The sequence below is a fragment of the Pseudomonas sp. MYb60 genome (assembly GCF_002979555.1).
GTDB lineage: Bacteria > Pseudomonadota > Gammaproteobacteria > Pseudomonadales > Pseudomonadaceae > Aquipseudomonas.
The window spans coordinates 111783-132089 of record NZ_PCOZ01000004.1; the positions used below are offsets into that span (position 1 = coordinate 111783).

Annotated in this window: 25 protein-coding genes; 11 read left to right on the top strand and 14 right to left on the bottom strand. The window is 61.4% G+C overall.

Annotation, left to right across the window (positions count from 1 at the left end):
- Positions 1-36 precede the first annotated feature (36 nt).
- Together CQ041_RS08255 and CQ041_RS08260 are read right to left on the bottom strand one after the other, a co-directional pair.
- Complete coding sequence (locus CQ041_RS08255) at positions 37-1257, bottom strand: winged helix-turn-helix domain-containing protein (RefSeq protein ID WP_105522322.1); 1221 nt, start codon at positions 1255-1257, stop codon at positions 37-39.
- 44 nt (positions 1258-1301) lie between these two features.
- The gene (locus tag CQ041_RS08260) at positions 1302-1496 is read right to left on the bottom strand and encodes a DUF1127 domain-containing protein (protein ID WP_163001994.1); all 195 of its coding nucleotides are present in this window, start codon (positions 1494-1496) and stop codon (positions 1302-1304) included.
- Between the two features lie 70 nt (positions 1497-1566).
- On the opposite strand from CQ041_RS08260, the gene CQ041_RS08265 reads away from it, so the two are divergent.
- On the top strand, positions 1567-2448 hold the full coding sequence (locus tag CQ041_RS08265) for a LysR family transcriptional regulator (protein WP_105522324.1): 882 nt from the start codon (positions 1567-1569) through the stop codon (positions 2446-2448).
- On the opposite strand, the gene CQ041_RS08270 is transcribed toward CQ041_RS08265, so the two are convergent.
- On the bottom strand, positions 2438-3187 hold the full coding sequence (locus CQ041_RS08270; RefSeq protein ID WP_105522325.1) for a sulfite exporter TauE/SafE family protein: 750 nt from the start codon (positions 3185-3187) through the stop codon (positions 2438-2440). The genes CQ041_RS08265 and CQ041_RS08270 overlap by 11 nt on opposite strands.
- 108 nt (positions 3188-3295) lie before the next feature.
- Between CQ041_RS08270 and CQ041_RS08275 the strand changes: the two genes are divergently transcribed.
- The 3 genes from CQ041_RS08275 (at position 3296) to CQ041_RS08285 (ending at position 5400) form a co-directional block, all read left to right on the top strand.
- Entirely contained in the window at positions 3296-4246 is a 951-nt protein-coding gene (locus tag CQ041_RS08275) for a LysR family transcriptional regulator (protein WP_105522581.1), read from the top strand.
- Positions 4247-4326: 80 nt separating this feature from the next.
- Complete coding sequence (locus CQ041_RS08280) at positions 4327-4779, top strand: MarR family winged helix-turn-helix transcriptional regulator (RefSeq protein ID WP_105522326.1); 453 nt, start codon at positions 4327-4329, stop codon at positions 4777-4779.
- A 201-nt stretch (positions 4780-4980) separates the two neighbouring features.
- Positions 4981-5400, top strand: a complete 420-nt coding sequence (locus CQ041_RS08285; RefSeq protein ID WP_105522327.1) for an organic hydroperoxide resistance protein — start codon at positions 4981-4983, stop codon at positions 5398-5400.
- A 66-nt stretch (positions 5401-5466) separates the two neighbouring features.
- Here CQ041_RS08285 and CQ041_RS08290 read toward each other — a convergent pair whose 3' ends face one another.
- On the bottom strand, positions 5467-6039 hold the full coding sequence (locus tag CQ041_RS08290; protein WP_105522328.1) for an elongation factor P: 573 nt from the start codon (positions 6037-6039) through the stop codon (positions 5467-5469).
- Positions 6040-6088: 49 nt separating this feature from the next.
- Positions 6089-7222 carry an elongation factor P maturation arginine rhamnosyltransferase EarP gene (gene earP, locus CQ041_RS08295; protein WP_105522329.1) on the bottom strand — a complete coding sequence of 378 codons (1134 nt, stop codon included), beginning with the start codon at positions 7220-7222 and terminating at the stop codon, positions 6089-6091.
- Between the two features lie 132 nt (positions 7223-7354).
- Between earP and CQ041_RS08300 the strand changes: the two genes are divergently transcribed.
- On the top strand, positions 7355-7723 hold the full coding sequence (locus CQ041_RS08300; RefSeq protein WP_105522330.1) for a hypothetical protein: 369 nt from the start codon (positions 7355-7357) through the stop codon (positions 7721-7723).
- A gap of 5 nt (positions 7724-7728) precedes the next feature.
- On the top strand, positions 7729-8211 hold the full coding sequence (locus tag CQ041_RS08305; protein WP_105522582.1) for a GreA/GreB family elongation factor: 483 nt from the start codon (positions 7729-7731) through the stop codon (positions 8209-8211).
- 6 nt (positions 8212-8217) lie between these two features.
- On the opposite strand, the gene cysB is transcribed toward CQ041_RS08305, so the two are convergent.
- The 5 genes from cysB to CQ041_RS08330 form a co-directional block, all read right to left on the bottom strand.
- On the bottom strand, positions 8218-9192 hold the full coding sequence (gene cysB, locus CQ041_RS08310) for an HTH-type transcriptional regulator CysB (RefSeq protein ID WP_017734418.1): 975 nt from the start codon (positions 9190-9192) through the stop codon (positions 8218-8220).
- Positions 9193-9296: 104 nt separating this feature from the next.
- Entirely contained in the window at positions 9297-9797 is a 501-nt protein-coding gene (locus CQ041_RS08315) for a universal stress protein (RefSeq protein ID WP_105522331.1), read from the bottom strand.
- Positions 9798-9867: 70 nt separating this feature from the next.
- On the bottom strand, positions 9868-10773 hold the full coding sequence (locus CQ041_RS08320) for a 5'-nucleotidase (protein ID WP_105522332.1): 906 nt from the start codon (positions 10771-10773) through the stop codon (positions 9868-9870).
- Positions 10774-10788: 15 nt separating this feature from the next.
- Positions 10789-11751, bottom strand: coding sequence for a putative 2-dehydropantoate 2-reductase (locus tag CQ041_RS08325; protein WP_105522333.1), 963 nt, complete (start codon positions 11749-11751; stop codon positions 10789-10791).
- Positions 11748-12134 (bottom strand): thioredoxin, encoded by a 387-nt coding sequence (locus CQ041_RS08330; protein ID WP_105522334.1) that lies wholly within the window; start codon positions 12132-12134, stop codon positions 11748-11750. The genes CQ041_RS08325 and CQ041_RS08330 overlap by 4 nt, the downstream gene beginning before the upstream one ends.
- Here CQ041_RS08330 and CQ041_RS08335 point away from each other — a divergent pair.
- Positions 12133-12567, top strand: a complete 435-nt coding sequence (locus CQ041_RS08335) for a PilZ domain-containing protein (protein ID WP_105522335.1) — start codon at positions 12133-12135, stop codon at positions 12565-12567. The genes CQ041_RS08330 and CQ041_RS08335 overlap by 2 nt on opposite strands.
- A gap of 131 nt (positions 12568-12698) precedes the next feature.
- Positions 12699-13775: a 3-deoxy-7-phosphoheptulonate synthase gene (locus tag CQ041_RS08340; RefSeq protein WP_105522336.1), complete on the top strand. Its 1077-nt coding sequence runs from the start codon at positions 12699-12701 to the stop codon at positions 13773-13775.
- A gap of 64 nt (positions 13776-13839) precedes the next feature.
- Here CQ041_RS08340 and CQ041_RS08345 read toward each other — a convergent pair whose 3' ends face one another.
- Positions 13840-14121, bottom strand: a complete 282-nt coding sequence (locus tag CQ041_RS08345; RefSeq protein ID WP_003233387.1) for a GNAT family N-acetyltransferase — start codon at positions 14119-14121, stop codon at positions 13840-13842.
- A gap of 611 nt (positions 14122-14732) precedes the next feature.
- On the opposite strand from CQ041_RS08345, the gene CQ041_RS08350 reads away from it, so the two are divergent.
- On the top strand, positions 14733-14984 hold the full coding sequence (locus CQ041_RS08350; RefSeq protein ID WP_105522337.1) for an Lpp/OprI family alanine-zipper lipoprotein: 252 nt from the start codon (positions 14733-14735) through the stop codon (positions 14982-14984).
- Positions 14985-15085: 101 nt separating this feature from the next.
- Here CQ041_RS08350 and CQ041_RS08355 read toward each other — a convergent pair whose 3' ends face one another.
- The 3 genes from CQ041_RS08355 to CQ041_RS08365 form a co-directional block, all read right to left on the bottom strand.
- The gene (locus CQ041_RS08355; RefSeq protein WP_105522338.1) at positions 15086-16051 is read right to left on the bottom strand and encodes a L,D-transpeptidase family protein; all 966 of its coding nucleotides are present in this window, start codon (positions 16049-16051) and stop codon (positions 15086-15088) included.
- 86 nt (positions 16052-16137) lie between these two features.
- Complete coding sequence (locus tag CQ041_RS08360) at positions 16138-16431, bottom strand: hypothetical protein (RefSeq protein WP_010211879.1); 294 nt, start codon at positions 16429-16431, stop codon at positions 16138-16140.
- A 58-nt stretch (positions 16432-16489) separates the two neighbouring features.
- The gene (locus tag CQ041_RS08365) at positions 16490-17095 is read right to left on the bottom strand and encodes an arylesterase (protein WP_163001996.1); all 606 of its coding nucleotides are present in this window, start codon (positions 17093-17095) and stop codon (positions 16490-16492) included.
- A 10-nt stretch (positions 17096-17105) separates the two neighbouring features.
- Here CQ041_RS08365 and CQ041_RS08370 point away from each other — a divergent pair, with 10 nt between their 5' ends.
- Entirely contained in the window at positions 17106-17789 is a 684-nt protein-coding gene (locus tag CQ041_RS08370) for an ABC transporter ATP-binding protein (protein ID WP_033901457.1), read from the top strand.
- A complete protein-coding gene (locus tag CQ041_RS08375) occupies positions 17789-20299 on the top strand; it encodes an ABC transporter permease (RefSeq protein ID WP_105522340.1) in 2511 nt (836 codons plus the stop codon). Before CQ041_RS08370 ends, CQ041_RS08375 begins: the two co-directional genes overlap by 1 nt.
- Positions 20300-20307: the final 8 nt, after the last annotated feature.

Below are 20307 nucleotides of genomic sequence, written 5' to 3' on the forward strand. Positions count from 1 at the left end.
ATCAAAATGTGGGAGGGGCTTGACCCCGATGAGGCTCTAAAGACCGACCCCAATGGCAAGCCTTAACCGATCGGCACTCGGCCGCTGGCAATTGAGCTGCACCCGCCCCAACCCCAGCCAGTCGGCCAGTTGCAGCAGGTTCGATGCCAACGCTGCCATCCCCTCCTCGTCCAGCCCCGGTTCTTCCTCATGCACGGCATGCACCGCCAGGCAGCCATTGGCCCGCTCAGCCCGCAGGTCAACGCGTGCCGCAATCCGCTCGTTGTGCAAAAAGGGCAACACGTAGTAGCCGTATACCCGCTTGTCCTGCGGCGTATAGATCTCCAGGCGGTAACGAAAATCGAACAGTCGCTCGGTTCGACTGCGTTCCCAGACCAGTGAGTCGAAGGGTGACAACAAGGCACTGGCCGCAACTTTGCGCGGTACGGTCGGCACAGGCAGGCAATACGCCGGTTGCTTCCAGCCTTGCACCTGGCACGTCAGCAACTGGCCGTCTTCCACCAGTTCGGCCAGACGACTGCGGCTGTCGGCAGGGTCGAGGCGGAAGTAATCGCGCAGGTCTTTTTCGGTGCCCACTGCCAATGCCGTCGCGCTGTGCAGCAGCAAACCGCGCTGGGCGTCAGCTTCGCCGACAGCGCGTTGCAGCAGCTCGCCGGGGATCACTCGCTCGGGTAAATCATAGAGCCGCTCAAACCCACGCCGACCGGCAACCGTCACCAATCCTGCCGCGAACAGCCACTCCAGCGCATGTTTTTCATCACTCCAGTCCCACCAAGGGCCCGCGCGCTCTTCGCGAGTAGACAAGCTGCCCGCCCCCACTGCGCCCTGCTGCTCAACGATCTTCAACACACGCTCAATAGTGGCCTGCTGCTCACGCCCAAACCGCGCCATCTGCGCATAAATCCCCCGCCCCTGCCTGGCCCGCTCCATGCGCCAGCGCATCAATGGGTACAGCGCCATCGGCAGCAATGACGCCTCGTGCCCCCAATATTCGAACAGCGAACGTCGCCGGCCCTGGCTCCAGGCCGCTTGCTCAAGCATCAAAGGGGAATAATTACCCAGCCGGGAAAACAGCGGCAGGTAGTGAGAGCGCACCACCGCATTGACGGAATCGATCTGCAACACACCGAGGCGTTCGATCAAACGGTTGAGGTGCGCGGCCTTGATCTGGCGCGGCGCCTGGCGCCCTGAAAACCCTTGGGCGGCCAGCGCCATGCGTCGCGCTTGCTTGAGTGAAAAACACAGGTCGGCAGGCATGGCGTTCTCCAAGTGGGCTCGCCGACTACCCTACTGCATCCCGGTCACTTACGCAGGGGGTCTTGCCACACAGGCAGGCGACGTTCCTGCTCCACATCGACGCGATTGAGCCCAATGTCCTTGAGTGCGTCGTCGCTCAAGTTCGCCAGCAACTGGCGCTCATGCCATCGGCACAGCGCGTTCAACACGCCGGTTAGCGGCCGCTTCGCCATTAATATAAAACCTCTTTGACCTTTCATCTTCTCGCCCTCCCGTGGGGATGGCGCAAGTTTGAGCGGGCGATTAAGATCAATCCAACGAATGTTTCTTATGCAATACATCTCAGGAATTCATCGATTGTCCAGCTACCCGAGTATCGACACTGACGTGCTGCGCACCTTCGTCGCCATCGCCGACCAGGGCGGCTTTACCCGCGCCGGGGAGCAGGTCAACCGCACTCAATCGGCGGTGAGCATGCAGATGAAACGCCTGGAAGAAGATGTGCTGCAGCGCAAGTTGTTCGAGCGCGACGGCCGCCAGGTGCGGCTGACGCCGGAGGGTCAGGTGTTGCTGGGCTATGCGCGACGTATCCTCAAGTTGCACAGCGAGGTGTTCAACACCCTGCGCGAACCGCACATGGTCGGGCTGGTGCGCATCGGCACGCCGGACGACTACGTGATGCGCTTTCTACCGGGGATTCTCAAGCCGTTTTCCAAGGCCTATCCGCTGATCCAGATCGAGCTGCACTGCGAGTCATCCACGGTGTTGATGCAACGCCGCGACCTGGCACTCACAGTGATCAGCCGCGAACCCGGCAACGAGCTGGGTGAACTGTTGCGCACCGAGCGCATGGTCTGGGCGGCGGCCCCGTGCTTCTGCGTGGAAGAACACGACACCCTGCCCCTGGCGGTGTCGGGTGAGGACTGCCTGTATACCCAATGGACCCGTTCGGCACTGGAAGCGGTGGGACGGGATTATCGCCTGGCCTACCACAGCACCAACGGCGCAGCGATCCAGGCGGTGGTGAGTGCCGGCCTGGCGCTGATGATTTGCATGGAGAGCCTGGTGACCGACGACCTGCGCGTGCTCGGCAGCGATGAGGGCCTGCCGCCGCTGCCGTCGATGAACCTGCATTTGCTGCGCAACCCGCAGATGACCTCGCCCATCACTGAATGCCTGGCCGACTACATCCGCGAAGGCTTCAAACTTTAAAGGTCAGCATCACCGCACACAGGATCAGGAACCCGCAGAACAAGCCGCGCAACACGCGCTCCGGCAAGGCGTGGGCGACTTTTACGCCCCAACTGATGCTGAGCAAGCCGCCCACCGCCAAGGGTGCGCCGATCAGCCAGTTCACCTCGTGGTGCCAAGCGTAGGTCACCAGCGTCACACCGGTGCTGGGCAGTGCCAGGGCCAGCGACAGGCCCTGAGCCACCACTTGGCTGGTGCCGAACAGCCCCGTCAGCACCGGCGTGGCAATCACGGCGCCGCCGACACCAAACAACCCCCCGACGGACCCGGAAGCGGCGCCGAGCACACCCAGCCACGGCCACGCATACCGCATTTCGGCTGTCGGCGCGGCATTGCGCGTGAACATACGCAACAGCGTGTAGGCTGACAGCGTCACCAGGAAGGCGATGAATCCGATACGCATCGCACCCGCATCCAGGCCAACGGCCCAGATAGAGCCGAGCCACGCAAAGCAGAACCCCATCACGCCGAGGGGCAGCGCATGGCGCAGTTGTATGCGATTGCGCTGGTGATAACGCCACAGCGCCAGCATCACGTTGGGCACCACCATGACCAGCGCAGTGCCTTGGGCAATCTGCTGGTCCAGGCCGAAGAACACCCCGAGCACGGGGATGGCGATCAGCCCCCCGCCAATGCCAAACAGCCCACCCAAGGTGCCCAACGCTGCACCCAATACCAGATACATCACTAAATCCAACACGCCGTGCCACTCCTCGATCCCAAGGTTTGCATGCTACGCAGTCGGGTATGGCACGGAAACGCATAGCAACGCACAATGGCTATGCCAATCTCGCACAAGCACCTGCCAATGAACCCTAATACGCTGACCGATCAACTCGGCCTGTTCCTGGATGTCCTGGAAACCGGCAGCTTTTCCGCCGCCGCCCGGCGCCATCCGCTGACGCCTTCCGCGGTGGCGCGGCGGATCGATAGCCTGGAAAATTCGATAGGCAGTCGTCTGTTCCAGCGCAGCACCCACGCCGTGATACCCACGACGGCCGGCCTGGCATTTGCCGAACGGGCGCGGCGGATCGTCAGTGAGTTGCAATTGGCCCGGGCCGAGGCTGCTTCGTTGAGCCATGCCCCCGAGGGATTGATCCGAGTGGACGCGCCAGCGGCGTTCGGTCGACGCCACCTGGCGCCGGTGATTGCAGACTTTTTGAATGTATACCCGGGGCTGGATGTGCACCTGCATTTGATCGACAGTTTTGTGGACATGCAGGGTGCGCACCTGGGCAAGGTCGACCTTGTGCTGCGGGCCGGGCATATCGTCGACACGCGGCTGATCGCGACCCCGCTGGCCAGCATCGTGCGGATTGCCTGCGCCAGCCCGGCCTACCTGAAAAGCCGCGGCACCCCGGCGCACCCCCGCGAATTGAGCGAACACGACGGCCTGGACTGGGACGGCCTGGCGCCGATGTTTGCCTGGCGCTTCGAGATGGATGGGCGCCGCGCCACCTATCGCCCACGGCGCATCCGCATGAGTGCCAACAACGCCGAAGCCCTGCTGTGCGGCGCGCTCGCCGGGCTCGGCATTGCGCACCTGCCCACCTGGCTGGCGAGCGAGTACCTGGTGCGTGGCGAACTGCTGCCCCTGTTTTGCGAAGACGGCCTGCCCAGCCCAGAGACCACCGGTATCTACGCATTGCGCCTGGAACAACAACCCAACGCTCGCAGCCGCTTGTTGCTGGAATACCTGAAGTCGCGCTTCAGCCCGGTACCGCCCTGGGATCTGGCGCTGCAAAGCGGCTTGATCTGACCGAGCGGCCAGAATTATCTGGCGCATTAAACATTTGCCCGCTAGATTCCAGCCCAGACACGCTTTTTCGAGGTACCGCCATGAGCAAGAACCCCGCCCCCTGCGAATCGCTGATGCTGGACAACCAGCTGTGTTTCGCCCTGCACTCCACGTCGCTGCTGATGACCAAGGTCTACAAGCCGCTGTTGCAGGCGCTGGGGCTGACGTACCCGCAATACCTGGCCATGATGGTGTTGTGGGAAGAGGATGGTTTGACCGTAAGCGAAATCAGTAGCCGCCTGCTGACCGACCCGGGCTCACTCACGCCCCTGCTCAAGCGCCTGGAAGCCGAAGGCCTGCTCAGCCGCACCCGCAACCGTGAAGACGAACGAGTAGTGGTGGTAGAACTGACGGACGCCGGCCGCGCCTTGCAGGACAAGGCCATGGGGATTCCGCAGTGCATTCTCGGGGCCAGCGGCCTGGACCTGGAGCAGCTACGCAAGCTGCAAAGCGAACTGATTGCATTGCGCGCCAACCTGCAAGCCAACGTCTGACGCGGTTAGCCACTCCCCCAATAACGCCAGTGTGGCAGCTGACTTGCCTGCCATGGCAGCATCAATGCCGTGGCCGACAATCGAATCCGGCAAAATAATTTTCATATTTGTCTTGCGCACTAAACATTAGCGCGATACATTCATCTCACCAACTACTTAGCGCGCAAAACATTAGCGCAAACAATCCAAGAGGAACACACCATGCAAACGCTCTATACCGCAGTAGCCACCGCCACCGGCGGCCGTGATGGTCGTGCTGTTTCCAGCGACAACATCCTCGACGTCAAACTCTCCACACCCAAGGAATTGGGCGGTGCCGGTGGCCAGGCCACCAACCCTGAGCAACTGTTCGCCGCTGGCTACTCGGCCTGCTTCATCGGCGCATTGAAATTCGTCGCCAGCCAGACCAAGCGCAAAATCCCGGATGACGCTTCGATCACTGCCCACGTCGGCATCGGTCAAATCCCCGGCGGTTTCGGCCTGGACATCGACCTGCACATCAGCCTGCCGGGCCTGGCTCAGGAAGATGCGCAAAGCCTGGTCGACGCCGCCCACCAGGTGTGCCCGTACTCCAACGCCACCCGTGGCAACGTCGATGTCCGCCTGCACGTCACCGTCTGATAAAACCGACGCCCATAAAAAAACCCGACTCAGAGTCGGGTTTTTTTCGTATCGGCGGGGCCAGAATTACTTCTTGGCGCGGCCTTTGTACGAACCACCTTCGCGGGTGTCGATCTCGATCAGGTCGTCGATTTCGATGAAATCGGCCACTTGCAGTTCGGTACCGTTAGCCAGCTTGGCAGGCTTCATGACCTTGCCCGAAGTGTCGCCGCGAGCGGAACCTTCGGTGTAGGCAACTTTACGCACGATGGTGGTCGGCAGCTCTACGGAAACCAGGCGCTCTTCAAAGAAGATGGCTTCGCAAACGTCTTCCATGCCTTCTTCCACGAACGGCAGAACAGCTTCGATATCTTCAGCGTTCAGCTCGTACATGGTGTAGTCGGTGGTGTCCATGAACGTGTAGGTGTCGCCGCTGATGAAGGACAGGGTCGCTTCTTTGCGGTCGAGGATTACGTCGTCCAGTTTGTCGTCGGCGCTGTAAACGATCTCGGTCTTGTAACCGGTCAGCAGGTTCTTCAGCTTGGTCTTCATGATTGCGCTGTTACGACCAGACTTGGTGAACTCAGCTTTCTGAACCAGCCAAGGGTCGTTTTCGAGACGGATCACTGTACCGGGTTTCAGTTCTTTACCAGTTTTCATTGCATATATCCGAAATTTGGATGGGATTTACAAAATTCAAGGTGGCGTATCATATCCAACTTTCATAAAACTGTACCAGCGCCGTCGCAAGATCGGCCTGCAAGGCCTGTTCCAGACACCAGTTTTCGGCGTGCTGATTCAGCTCCGGCCAGTGTTCCAGCAGCATTTTCCAGGATTGAGCCATATCGCCCGGGCTGTTCCAGGCTTGCCAAAGGCCAACCAACGCAGCCTTGGCCGCCGGCGATAACGCGGCGGTGTACAGGTCCAGGAAGGCATCGAGCTTGTCGAGGTGGATGTCTTCATCCTGCCGATAGATGTGCCACAACAGCGGCCGGCCGGCCCATTGAGCTCGCACGAAGGAGTCTTCGCCGCGCACGGCGTTGAAGTCGCAGCACCACAACAGATGGTCATATTGTTCCTGGCGCACGAATGGCAGCACCTGCACCGTCAGGGCATCGCGTTGATGCACCGCCCCTGCGGCCAGCCCGTCCACTCCAAGCCAGCGCCCGACATCCGCGAGTATCCGCCCTTCCGGCACCAATAGATGAGTGGCATTGCCGTCCGTCGACAACACGTCCAGCCAACGCGCCAGTCCGGCATTTTCGTAGGCAAACAGTGAGATCAGGCGTGCACCTTCTATAGGACATACACCCAGGCTTTGCAGGAATTTTCGCTGCGCCGCGTCACACTGCTGAAAGGCGCGGCGTCGTTCCACCAGGCCCGTTTCGCGTAACAGTCCGCCGGTGCCAGGTCGGAAGCCTGGAAAAAAGAAGTACTTCTGCACGCCCTTGAATTTCACCGAGGGCAAGCGATGGCAGCCCACCACCCAGTCTTCGGCACTGAGGTAGTCCAGGTTCATCCAGAGGGGCGCGCGATCGCGAACGGCCATGGCTTCCATATAGTCAGGGGGCAACTGACAGGCGAATGCGGCAATCACCACGTCCGCCGCCGAGGCGCCCTGCCACTCGGCCGGCCAATGACGCACGTCGACGCCCTCCTGCCATTGCTGCCCCTGCTGCACGTCGATTTCCGGACACATGCGTTCGAAGGCCCGCAGATCGTCGACCCACAACCGCACGTCGCACGCCTGTTCAGCGACCAATTGCCGGGCCAGGCGCCACGTCACGCCGATGTCGCCGTAGTTGTCGACAACACTGCAAAAAATATCCCAGCGGGCTTTCATTCCGGGCTCCAACGTTCAAAGGCTCGATTGTCCGCATAAATGCGCGGATGCAGAAGGCTTGATCGCGATTATTCTGCACGGAGGCTGTGCGACAATCGCCGGCACGCCACACGTGCCCGCCAGGAGGCCACCATGTCCGATCGTCCGTTGTCGCTGTTCAAGCTCAGTGCCGCCATCGCGTTTGGCATGTGGCTGGGGTTTATTGCCGTTGCACTCACGGCCTGGCTGGCATCGCGCTACCTGTTCCCGCAGAGCCTGGCACCGGTGGTCCAGGCCGTCGAGCAACTGGGCAAGCCGACGGTGGTGGTGCCTGAACCTCCGAACCGCCTGTTCGAGCAGTATCAACAGAACCTGCACAAGCAGGAACAGCAGCAAACCCTGGACCAGGCTCGCAACCATGCGCGCAACCTGTCCAACCCAAAGTGCCAGTTCTGGCTGCAACAGGACCAGAACGCCCCGACTGAAAAGACCCGCGCCAATGTCCTGCAATTCTGTGATTGATGACCATGAATAAACACGCCGTACACCAGCTGATCCTGCAAAAGCTCAGCGTCGACCTCGATATCGCCCAACGCGCAGCGCAGACGGCTTACGAGACCGCGACCCACGAAGAAAACATCGCGGAAAACAAGTACGACACCTTGGGGCTGGAGGCGTCCTACCTCGCGGCGGGGCAAGCCAAGCGCGTCGAGGAAATCAAGCAGGCGTTGACGCTGTGCCAGAACATGCAACTGCGCGCATACGATGAACAGCGTGGCGTGGAAGTCGGCGCGCTATTGGGCCTGGAAGACGAGAACGGCCGGCAGCAATGGCTGTTCCTGGCGCCGGACGCGGCAGGCTTGAAGGTCGATGTGGTTGGGCAACCGGTGACCGTGATCACCCCGCGATCACCGCTGGGCAAAAGCCTGCTGGGCCGCTTCGAAGGGGATGAGGTAGAGATTCTGGTGGCGGGCGCTCGGCAACATTTCACGGTTACCGAGGCCAGATAGCCGGTATCAGTGAACCGGCAGCTCAACACCTTCGAACAGTTCTTCCAATTCCTGCTTGTTGTGGCACTGGATCGCCTTGGCCATGACCTCGCGGGTCAGGTGAGGCGCGAACTTCTCGATGAAGTCGCACATGAAACCCCGCAGGAACGTGCCGCGACGGAAACCGATCTTGGTCACGCTGGACTCGAACAACTCGCTGGCATCAAGCACCACCAGGTCTTTGTCGAGGTTGGTGTCCACGGCCATCTTGGCGACGATACCCACGCCCAGGCCCAGGCGCACGTACGTCTTGATGACGTCGGCGTCGGCGGCAGTGAACACCACTTTTGGCGTAAGGCCGCGATGGCTGAAGGCTTCGTCGAGCTTGGAACGGCCGGTGAAACCGAACACGTACGTCACGATCGGGTATTCAGCCAAGGCTTCCAGGGTCAGCTTCGGCAGCTTGGCCAGCGGGTGGCCCTGAGGGACGACGACGCAGCGGTTCCAGCGGTAGCACGGCATCATCACCAGGTCGCCGAACAGCTCCAGGGCTTCGGTGGCAATGGCGAAATCCACAGTGCCGTCAGCCGCCATCTCGGCGATCTGCATCGGCGAGCCCTGGTGCATGTGCAGGGCCACGTCCGGGTATTGCTTGATGAAATCGCGGATCACCGGCGGCAAGGCATAACGCGCCTGCGTGTGGGTGGTCGCGATGGACAACGTGCCCTTCTTCTCGTTGGAGAATTCCTGGGCAATCTGCTTGATGCTTTCGACCTTGCGCAGGATCTCGCCGGCGGTGGTGATGATGCGCTCACCGGCTGGCGTGACGCGGGTCAGGTGCTTGCCACTGCGGGCGAATACTTCGACGCCCAGTTCGTCTTCGAGCAGGCGGATCTGCTTGCTGATACCCGGTTGCGAGGTGTAGAGGCTTTGAGCCGTAGCGGAAACGTTGAGGTCGTGGTGCGCCACTTCCCAGATGTAGCGCAGTTGTTGAAGCTTCATATGTATCCCTCAAAGCAGATAGACGCCACGGGTATCAGCGACGGTATATAACTATATTAAAGGTTCGATGGATAAATCTAGAACTTTTTATCGTTTTTTGACCATCACACGTCATCACTGCGTCGACGCTGCAGCGAAGGCACCAGGTAGACCGGCACCGTGGACAGCTGCAACACCCGCGCGGCGGTGCGCCCAAGCGGTGTAGTGGCCGCAGTCGCATGGCTATGGCTGCCGACGACCAACAGGTCGACGGACAATTTGCGCAACTGGTCCAGTATGACCTCGCACGGGTCACCCTGAATCACTCGAACCGAGCGAATCAACTGCAGGTCCTGCTCCTCGCCCCCCAACTCTTCGCGAAAATTATCCAGCACCCGTTGCTCAATGGTTGCCATCACCGTGCTCAAGCCCTGGCTCTGCCATTCGCTCAGGGCCTTCTCATCAAGGTAGCTCTGTAACACCGATTCGGCGAACAACCCGATAGGCTCGACCACGTGAATGACATACAAATCCGCCTTGAACGTTCGGGCCAGTGCCAGCGCATGTTGCATCACATAGGGCGCGTACAGACCCAGGTCCGTGGCGTACAGCATCGACCGAATCATAGAACCTCCTGGACGGCCAGGATGGCGGAGATTTCTTCAGCGTAGCAGCGCCCCGGCGACTTCGACTGACTTAGCCCTTTACCTCATTGCTGACGCCATGGGGCACATGCCCGGTGGCGACCACCTCCCTGGCTTTTTCGCAATGCCCGGCCTGGTCATCGAAAAACACATCGGCGGCAAACGCCTCCAGGAACGCGGATTTTTCCAGCCCGCCGAGAAACAGCGACTCATCCAGACGGATATCCCATTCGCGCAAGGTGCGAATCACGCGCTCGTGCGACGGCGCCGAACGGGCCGTGACCAACGCGGTGCGGATTGGGCACGCCTCGTCTGGAAACTCACGCTGCAGCAAATTGAGTGCCGCCAGGAACCCCTTGAAAGGCCCGCCAGGCAAAGGTTGACGCGCCGACTCACGCTCGTTGGCCTGAAATGCCTCCAGGCCACCGGTCTGGTACACGCGCTCCGACTCATCGGAAAACAGCACCGCATCACCGTCGAAGGCAATGCGCAGTTCCTCGCTGGAAGCTCGACGCGGGCCGCCCGACAAAATCGTCGCCGCCGCAAAACCGGCCTCCAGCGCACTGCGCACATCGTCAGCATGGGTCGAAAGAAACAGATGGCAACCAAACGCCGACAAATAGGGATAAGGACTACGCCCGCCGACGAAAGCGGCGCGGGAAATATCCAGCCCGTAATGCTGGATCGAATTGAACACCCGCAGGCCGGTGTCGGCGCTGTTGCGCGACACCAGCACCACTTCGACGCGAGCGCGGCCGAGGCTGGCGTTGAGGCTCAGCAACTTCTTGACCAGGGGGAACGCATCGCCGGGCTCGAGGATTTCTTCTTCGTGTTCGATCTGGTATTGGCGGTAAGCCTCGACGCCTTGGGCGAGGTAGACCTTGTGGCTGTCGCTCAGGTCGAACAATGCCCGCGAAGAAATCGCCAGCACCAGTTTGTCGCCCAGTCCCTTCGCCATCGTGCTCTCCCCGATTCAGCGGTTATGTCGATCAATGAAACTCAAGGCCTGGTACAGCGCCTCCATGCGCGGCAGCTCGCAACCGGCGGCCCTGGCAGCGAGCAGTGGCCGCGCATAAATCGCCTCAAGTTCCAGCGGGCGTTTGTGAAGGTGATCGTGGTACATGCTGGGCAGGTAGTCAGCCATGGACTCGGTGAGGGTGAACATCTGCCCGGCATAATTCTCGGGAATCTCGTGGCCACAGGCACGGGCGCCTCGCACCACTTCGGCCATCAACGCCTGGATCATTTCACGACTGGAGGCGTCCGCCATCATGGCCGTAGTGCCAGCACCGAGTAAGACCGAGAGCCCGTTGTAGGGCACATTCCACACCAGCTTGTGCCAGCGTGCCTGATGCACGTTGGCCATGGCCTGGGATTCGATGCCGGCCTTGTGGAACAGCGCGGCACCTTCTTCGACGATCGCCTGTTGCCGGCCTTGATCGTTGGCCGCCGTGCCACTGTGGTAACCGAGGTTGACCCGCCCCAGCGCCTGGTGTTCGACATGCCCGGGGCCGGTGCGGTGTACGCCGACGTAGCACAGCCCGCCCAACAGGTGCAGCGAAGGGGGCAGGTGCGCGCGCAGGCTGTCTTCCACATCCAGGCCGTTCTGCAGCAGCACCACCTTGGCGTCCGGCGCCGCGACCTGGGCGATAGTCGGCGCCAGCTCGACGTTGCCGGTGGATTTGGTTCCCACCAGCAGCCAGTCGCATACCGGCATATCGGCGGCGTTGGCGTAGGCCTGCACGGGATGCAGGTGCAAGGGACCATGGATGACGCTGTTGACGCGCAGGCCGTGTTCGCTGACAGCGGCGTATTCACTGCGCAGTAGAAAATGCACGTCAAAACCGGCACGGGCCAGCATCACACCGTAGAAGCCACCGATGGCGCCAGTGCCGATGATGCCGATGCGCGGCGCGGGGGATGCAACTGCAGTCATGGCAAATCCTCTGGTAAGCGGGTAAGCGCCTGTTTTACTGCACCGGCGAGGTCGGCAAGTGTAAGACGTGTCTGTATTTGCCCGAGAAACTGACCCTCGCACACCAGGAACAACGCCGGCAAATGAAAGATCTGGTAGCGTTCGACCGCGCCACCGTTGTGCCCGGCATCCACCCAGCACACGCGGTCCACCGGCAGTGGCCAGGCGGGCAATTGCTGGCGGGCCCAGCGGCAGCTCGAACAGCCGACGCTGGTGAATACCACGAGCGAAAGGCCTGGCAATCCCAGCAATTGCTGGTCAATATCCAGGTCGGTCAATTCCAGTTCCTTCACTATACTGCTGCCACCGCCGTCAACAGGACGGTGCTCGGAGTCCGTGTACATGGGTCGTTTTTTACCTCACCCTGATGATGTCGCTGTCGAGTTAACACAACGTCCCTCCCCTGCCATCCCCCGCCAACGTCTGCTCACCAACGGCCTGGGCGGCATCGCCTGCCATTGGCCAAGGGCCTGGCGCCAAGGCACTGCGGTCGATCTGCACATACCCTCGCTGGGCGCCAGCGCCCGCTACCCGGGGTATGTGGCGTGGTGCCGCAAGGTCGACAATGGCTACCGCATCGGTGTCGCGTTTACCGACGAACATGCGCTGTTCGGCGCGCGCATGGGTGAACAAGCATGCCGCATGCAACGCTACTGCCGCCAGCACGAAGACGCCGAACCGACACCCCAGCAACTCGAAGCCCTGGCCCGCGAGTGGGTGTCGCGCCATGCCGTCGAGTTCTCCCATGAGGCCTTTGCGGCGCCAGCGCTGGATTAAAGCGGGCTTTGCCCATTGTCGCGGGCCCGTGTTACGCGCTAAGGTTCCTCCCCCCTGCATTCAAATCATGCTGTGCTCCGCCGCACGGGGATGGCTGGCGGCCGGCACCCGTGACCCTGACGAGTAACACGATGGCTGATTTACCGATCAATGACCTAAACGTCGAATCCAACGAGACCCTGATCACGCCCGATCAGCTCAAGCGCGAAATTCCCCTGAGCGACGCTGCCCTGCAGACCGTCACCAAGGGCCGCGAAGTCATCCGTGACATTCTCGACGGCACCGACCACCGCCTCTTCGTCGTCATCGGGCCTTGCTCGATCCACGACCTCAAGGCTGCCCACGAATACGCCGAGCGCCTCAAGGTGCTGGCCGCGGAAGTGTCCGACACCTTGTACCTGGTGATGCGCGTCTACTTCGAGAAACCGCGTACCACCGTCGGCTGGAAAGGCTTGATCAACGACCCGTACCTGGACGATTCGTTCAAGATCCAGGATGGCCTGCACATCGGTCGTCAGTTGCTGCTGGACCTGGCTGAGATGGGCCTGCCCACCGCCACCGAAGCCCTCGACCCGATCTCCCCGCAGTACCTGCAGGATTTGATCAGCTGGTCGGCCATCGGCGCACGAACCACCGAATCCCAGACCCACCGCGAAATGGCGTCCGGCCTGTCTTCGGCCGTGGGCTTCAAGAACGGTACCGACGGCGGCCTGACCGTGGCGATCAACGCGCTGCAATCAGTGTCCAGCCCTCACCGTTTCCTGGGTATCAACCAGGAAGGCGGCGTGTCCATCGTCACCACCAAGGGCAATGCCTACGGTCACGTGGTGCTGCGTGGCGGCAACGGCAAGCCGAACTATGATTCGGTCAGCGTTGCGCTGTGCGAACAGGCGCTGAACAAGGCCAAGATCAAGCCGAACATCATGGTCGATTGCAGCCACGCCAATTCCAACAAGGACCCGGCTCTGCAACCGCTGGTGATGGAGAACGTTGCCAACCAGATTCTGGAAGGCAACCAGTCGATCATCGGCCTGATGGTCGAGAGCCACCTGAACTGGGGCTGCCAGGCGATTCCAAAAGACCTGGCGGACTTGCAGTACGGCGTGTCGATCACCGATGCCTGTATCGATTGGGCGGCGACCGAAAACACCCTGCGCAGCATGCATGCCAAGCTCAAGGACGTCTTGCCGAAACGCAAACGCGCCTGACGCTGGATTGCGCACACAAAAACGCCGGGCTTAGCCCGGCGTTTTTTTTGCTGTGTCTCAGGCCTTAAAGCTTCGCGGCATGGCGCTGGTGACGCTCCATGTAGCGTTCGACATAAGAGCACGACGGAATCACCGTGTAGCCGGACTCTTCGGCGAACTTCAGCGCTTCCTCGGTCAACGCCGCCGCGATGCCACGACCGCGCAATGCGTTGGGCACGAAGGTGCGATAGATATCCAGGGTCTGCTTCCCGAGGTCCATGTAGGTCAGGTAGGCACGATGACCGTCCACATTGGTCTCGAACTGATGACCAGCCTGGTCATGGTGGATGGACAACGCCTCGCTCATCACTACTCCTCGCGGGTCTTGAATTATGACCCCTACCTTACCGATGTTTTTCCGGCGAAGGAACATCTACGCCACCCCGTGCCGGTTTCGACAACGAGAAAACCTTGAGCGCTCACACCTGCACGTAGGGAATAGTAGGCACCAATCCAGCAATTGCTCAAGGCGCACTCGTCATCCCCTGCCGCGGGTGGATATAGAAAGGGCACCGATCAACCGATGATCGAAAGCCTGAACATTGCCGGCAGTTGAACCTTGAGACGAACAGACGCTCTTAAAGTCACCTCTACATGGGTAAAAGATGCAGCCTCGGGCAAACCCGAGCGCAACGTAAGTGCAAGCGTGGATATATAAATGTGTTTTGCGCGACAGGGCTCGACACATGCGGGCCGGCCTTCTCAGGCAGGATGCAATTGGCGGCTGAATGAAAAAAAATGGACGGTTTTTATACAAACCTCCAAGAGATTAGCCAAAATAGATTCGGCGTGAGAATTTTTTTTGCTTCTTGCGCTACGTCAGTTTACTTACTACAAGTAATGGGTAGTATGTACGCCGGCTATTAGCTCACTCTGAGAAAATAGCCATCTAATAGAAAGTCCTTGAAGGGGAACACGATGAACAACGTTCTGAAATTCTCTGCACTGGCTCTGGCCGCAGTTCTGGCTACCGGTTGCAGCAGCGTCTCCAAAGAAACCGAAGCACGTCTGACTGCAACTGAAGACGCAGCAGCTCGCTCCCAGGCTCGTGCAGATGAAGCCTACAGCAAAGCTACTGAAGCTCTGGCTGCTGCTCAAAAAGCACAACAGACTGCTGACGAAGCTAACGAGCGTGCTCTGCGTATGCTTGAAAAAGCTAGCCGCAAGTAATAATCCCTCGGGGTTGTTATCAAGCCGATCCATTTATGGGTCGGCTTTTTTATTGCCCGAATTACCTACGATCTTCAAGATTTTCGCGAGCAGGCTCGCGCCTACAAGGGATCGATCGGCGCGCTGGCGGCCACCGAGGCTGGGCCAGGCACACCGATTTCCGTCGGCAAGCCATCTTCGGCCGCCACGACGTCCCGTACCTGGTCCCAGTTCACCCGCAGCTTGTTGGACAGGTCTTCACGCTTGAGCAAGGCGTTGATCACCGCGGTGTGCTTGTCGACCACCGACGGCGTGCCGTCGTCATTCAATGGGGTATGGGCCTCAAGGTAGACCTTGCCGCCATGGCTGCCAAACTTGTAGGCCTCGTTGATGATGCGTACCGACGTACCCACCGGCACCATGCCAGCCATTTCCAGCACGTTGTTGTTGAACATGCGGAAGCAACCGTGGCTCGTGCGCGTGCCGATACCAAACTTCATGTTGGAACCGTGGATCAGGTAACCCGGCGTGCCCAGGGTGAACTTGAACGGCCCCAGAGGATTGTCCGGACCGGCCGGCACCACGTTGGGCAACGGGTCACCGTTGGCGGCGTGCTCGGCCTTGATCGAGGCCGGCGGCGTCCAGGTCGGATTTGGCGTCTTGGCAATGATGCTCGTGTGAGCGATCGGCGAGCCCCAGCCTTCACGACCGATCCCCAACGGGAAGGTGTAGACCACGTTCTGGCCTTTGGGGAAGTAATAGAGCCGGTATTCCGCCAGGTTGATCACGATGCCTTCCCGAGGACCGGGTGGCAGGATGAACCGCGTCGGCAACACAATCTCGGTGCCCGCCCCCGGCAACCAGGCATCCACGCCCGGGTTGGCCGCGACCATCTCCGAATAGCCCAGGTCGTAGGTGGTGCCCAGGTCGGCAAAGGTGTCTTCGTACTTGGCCTTGATCACCTGGACCTGGCCGACGATGTCTTCACCCGGCGGTGGCAAGGGCAACTGCAAGGCTGATGCAGAACCGGCCGCACAGAGTGCAGCGAGAGACAGGCAGCAGGTGACGACGGAAAGGCGCGACAACATCCGGAAAATCCTTCGCAGAACGACGGGTAGGTAAAAATCGATTGTATACGTGAACCGGGCTTCTAGCTGCAAGCCTGTCGTGGCCGCTACAGTTCGAACCGCAGTTCCGGCCAGATCGGCGGCGTGCCACGCTTCTGGGATTCGAGAATCGCCCGGCACAGGGGGCACAGGCGCTGGTCCTGGAAAATCGAGCGATCCACCCTCGACCAACGGGGCTGCGCGGGCAATAAAGTGCCACACAACGTGCGATCGATGGAGCCGCCCAGTTCCAGCTGACGCGCCACCAGATGCACCCGCACTTCCTGGCAGGCGAACAGATCCAGCTGTTCGTCCGGCTCGATCAGTTGGTAGTTAAACAGGGACCAGGCAGGACGCGACATCAGGGGCTCCAAATCGGGGGGGCGCCACCTTAGCCGAAAGCCTGCCGGTAGAAAAGCGTCATAACAGCGGTTTTAGCGCCGGCCAGACATTTTCGAGCAACTTGCCCTGGGCACCGACCGCCGGGTGCAGGCCGTCCGCCTGCATCAGTTCGGGATTGCCCCCCACGCCTTCGAGGAAAAACGGCACCAGCGGCACCGCTTTCTCCTTCGCCAAGGTGCCATACACCTGTGCAAACGCGTTGGTGTAACGCGGGCCATAATTGGGCGGTAACTGCATGCCCAGCAACAGCACCTTGGCGCCGATGGCCTTGGAGCGATCAATCATCGAGGCAAGATTTTGTTGCAATTGCGCCGGTGGCTGGCCGCGCAGGCCATCGTTGCCGCCCAATTCGATGATCACAACCTCGGGCTTATGCTCTGCAAGCGCCGCCGGCAGCCGCGCCAGGCCTCCGGCACTGGTGTCGCCGCTGATGGAGGCATTCACCACTTTATCGTCGAAACCCTCCTTCTTGAGCCGTTGCTCGAGCAGGGCTACCCACCCTTTGCGGGTATCCAGGCCGAAACCGGCACTGATACTATCGCCAACGATCAGGACTGTACCCGCCGCTGCGTTCTGGGCCATGCACATCAAGGCCAGGCCAGCACTCAAAAACCACATTCGCATCGGATTCTCCATGGGCGCAAGCATTCTCATCGCGCGGGACCTTAGCAAAGTGGTTCCCAGCGCGGAAGGTGAACTGACTATCCTGCACGAACTGAGCCTGGAACTGAACAAGGGCGACAGCCTGGCCATCGTTGGCAGCTCCGGTTCCGGCAAATCCACCCTCCTCGGCCTGCTGGCCGGCCTCGACCTGCCCAGCAGCGGCGAAGTCACCCTCGCCGGCCAAGCCCTCAGCACCCTCGACGAAGACCAGCGCGCGCGCATTCGCGCCGAGCACGTGGGTTTCGTCTTCCAGTCTTTCCAATTGCTCGACAGCCTCAATGCGCTGGAAAACGTCATGCTTCCGCTGGAGCTCGACGGCCGCAAGGACGCCCGCGAACGCGCCCGGCACCTGCTCGAGCGCGTTGGCCTGGGCCAACGCCTGACCCACTCGCCTCGCCAACTGTCGGGCGGCGAGCAACAACGGGTGGCGATTGCCCGCGCCTTTGCGGCCGAGCCGGACGTGTTGTTTGCCGATGAGCCCACGGGCAACCTCGACAGCCACACCGGCGAACGCATCAGCGACCTGCTGTTCGAACTCAATAAAGAGAGCGGCACGACCCTGGTGCTGGTCACCCATGACGAGCGCCTGGCCCATCGTTGCCGACGCCTGATCCGCCTTGAAGCCGGCCTGATGGTCGCGCCCCTGGAGCCTTGATGGCACGTTTGCCGCTGTTGCGCCTGTTCAGCCTTGCCATGCGCCAATTGCTGCGCGATGCCCGCGCTGGTGAATTGCGCGTGTTGTTCTTCGCCCTGCTGGTGGCCGTGGCCGCCAGCACCGCCATCGGTTATTTCGGCGCCCGCCTCAACGGCGCCATGCTGTTGCGCGCCACCGAGTTCCTCGGCGCAGACCTGGTCCTGGAAGGCAGTTCGCCTGCGCGTCCCGAGCAGGTCCAGTCCGGCATCGAGCTGGGCCTGGGTCATGCGCGCGTGGTGGAGTTCTCCAGCGTGATCGCCACCGATAACGGCATCCAGCTTTCCAGCATCAAGGCGGTGAACGAGCAGTACCCGCTGCGGGGCGAACTGAAAAGCGCCGCCGCACCCTTCGGTGAAGAAACATCCGGCGGCGAGCCAAAACCCGGCGAAGCCTGGGTGGAGGCGCGGCTGCTGACGGCGTTGAACCTCAAGGTCGGCGACAGCGTCGACGTCGGCATGAAGACCCTGCGCCTCGCGCGAGTGCTGACCTACGAGCCCGATCGTGCCGGCAACTTCTACAGCCTCACGCCACGGGTGATGATCAACCTGGCAGACCTGCAGGCCACGGGGGTGGTCCAGCCCGGCAGCCGCGTCAGTTACCGCGAGCTGTGGCGTGGCCCCCAAGGCACCACGGTCCTGCAAACCTATCGCGACCTGATCAAGCCGGGGCTCGCCGCCAACCAGCGGCTGCAGGACTCACGCGACGGCAACCAACAGATCGGCGGCGCCCTGGGCAAGGCCGAACGCTACCTGAACATGGCCAGCCTGGTGGCCGTGCTGCTCGCCGGCGTGGCCGTGGCGCTGTCCGCCAACCGGTTCGCCACCCGACGCTTCGACGCCAGCGCCTTGTTGCGCTGCCTCGGGTTGTCACGGCGTGAAGCCATGTTGCTGTTCAGCCTGCAATTGACCGTCCTGGGCCTGCTGGCCAGCCTGGCCGGCGCGTTGCTCGGCTGGCTGGCACAGTTTGGCCTGTTCTATTTCCTCCACGACCTGCTGCCTTCGGACGTTCCCCCCGGCGGGCTGTTGCCGGCAATCGCCGGGATAGGTACGGGCCTAGTCGCACTGGCCGGCTTCGCGTTGCCGCCACTGGCCGCGCTGGGCCGCGTGCCGCCGTTGCGGGTGTTGCGCCGCGACCTGTTGCCGATCCCGTCCAGCACCTGGATGGTCTACGGCACGGCGCTGTTTGCCCTGGGCCTGATCATGTGGCGCTTGAGCCTTGACCTGGTACTCACCTTCGCCCTGCTCGGCGGTGGCGTCGTGGCTGCGCTGATCCTCGGTGGCTTGCTGCTGTTGCTGCTGCAGAGCCTGCGCCGCCTGCTGGCCCGTGCCTCCCTGCCCTGGCGCCTGGGCCTTGGCCAGTTGTTACGTCACCCGCTGGCAGCTGCTGGCCAGTCGCTGGCGTTCGGCCTGATCCTGCTGTCGATGGGCCTCATCGCCCTGCTGCGCGGCGAGTTGCTCGACACCTGGCAAAACCAGTTGCCCAAGGACGCACCCAACTATTTCGCGCTGAACATCCTGCCTGCCGACAAAGACGCCTTCGGCGCCCGCCTGTTGGAACTGCAAGCGCAATCCGCCCCGCTGTATCCAGTGGTGCCTGGCCGGCTGATCAGTATCAATGGCGAGCCGGTGCAAGAGATTGTCAGCAAGGATTCCAGCGGCGACCGCGCCGTGCAGCGGGACCTCAGCCTGACCTGGGCCGCCGACCTGCCGCCCGGCAATGCGCTGACCGCAGGCACGTGGTGGTCACCGCAACCGGCGGATGAAATCCCTGGCGTCTCGGTGGAAGCCAAAGTGGCGGAAAGCCTCAAGCTCAAACTGAACGACCACCTGGTGTTCACCGTGGCCGGGGAAAATCGCGAAGCCCGGGTCACCAGCCTGCGGACCATCAACTGGGATAATTTCCAACCCAACTTCTTCATGATTTTCCAGCCCGGCACCTTGAAGGACCTGCCGGCCACCTACCTGACCAGCTTTTACCTGGCACCGGGTCACGACCAACAGATCGTCGACCTCTCCCGGGCTTTCCCGGCGGTGACCATCCTGCAGGTCGAGGCGCTGCTGGAGCAGTTGCGCAGCATTCTTGCCCAGGTAACCCTGGCGGTGGAATACGTGCTGCTGTTCGTACTGGCGGCCGGCATGGCGGTGCTGTTCTCCGGCCTGCAAGCCACCCTGGACGAACGTATTCGCCAGGGCGCGCTGCTGCGTGCGCTGGGGGCTGAACGCAAGCTGCTGGTCAAGGCCCGGCGCATCGAGTTCGGATTGCTGGGGGCCGCCAGCGGATTACTGGCTGCGCTGGGGACGGAGTTGGTGACCTGGGTGTTGTACCGCTATGCGTTCGACCTCGCCTGGCATCCTCACCCCTGGCTGTTGTTACTGCCGGTGATCGGCGCGGTGTTGATTGGCACCGCCGGAGTGTTCGGCACCCGTCGGGCCCTCAACGCAAGCCCATTGACCGTCCTGCGCGAAGGTTGAAACGACAA